The organism is Acinetobacter sp. AL9 (assembly GCF_041464035.1).
Classification (GTDB): Bacteria; Pseudomonadota; Gammaproteobacteria; order Pseudomonadales; family Moraxellaceae; genus Acinetobacter; species Acinetobacter towneri.
The window spans coordinates 1-549 of the sequence record NZ_JAYFSK010000162.1 but is presented as its reverse complement, the minus strand read 5'-3'; the positions used below and the strand labels follow the sequence as shown (position 1 = coordinate 549).

Below are 549 nucleotides of genomic sequence, written 5' to 3'. Positions count from 1 at the left end.
GGTTCCGGTCGTCCCGAAGCTGGTGCCGTTGCCGCTGAAGACGGTACTGGTGTTGTTCTCGTCGGCGTCCAGGAGCTTGGCGATGCCGGCCCCGGCAGCCGTGAGTAGGCTCTGATTGCCCAGGTACTCCTTGGCATTGGATCGGCGATCACCGGCGATGCAGGGGATGCCGTAGGGGTCGCTGATCCAGCCGAGACCGCCCTGGATGGTTTTCTGGTCGGCGCTGGCGGTCTGGTTGTTGTTGCTCTGGTTGTCATTCACCTCCTCGGCCGGCGCCGGGAAGGTGCGCACGGTCCCGTCGTTGAACACGAACGTGAGGCTGCGGATCTGCCCACGCACGCAGGAGAGTGTCCAGTCGCCCGAGGCGGTCCCGCTGGCTACCGCGCCGGCGACGTCCGGCAGCTCGATGCCGTTGGCGGTGAGGTTGTCCGGGCCGATGAGGATTTTGAACGGGTAAGGATCATTGACCGTCCCGTCGACCGGCACACGACCGATCAGCGCAGACATGGCCACCGAGCCCACGAGACTAGCGCTCAACTCGTATGCCGT

At 65.2% G+C, this 549-nt stretch carries 1 protein-coding gene; it reads right to left on the bottom strand.

All coding sequences use genetic code 11. From position 1 onward, the window contains the following. On the bottom strand, positions 1-549 hold a 549-nt coding region (locus tag ACEO2X_RS14105; RefSeq protein WP_371972179.1), incomplete at both ends, for a TIGR03752 family integrating conjugative element protein.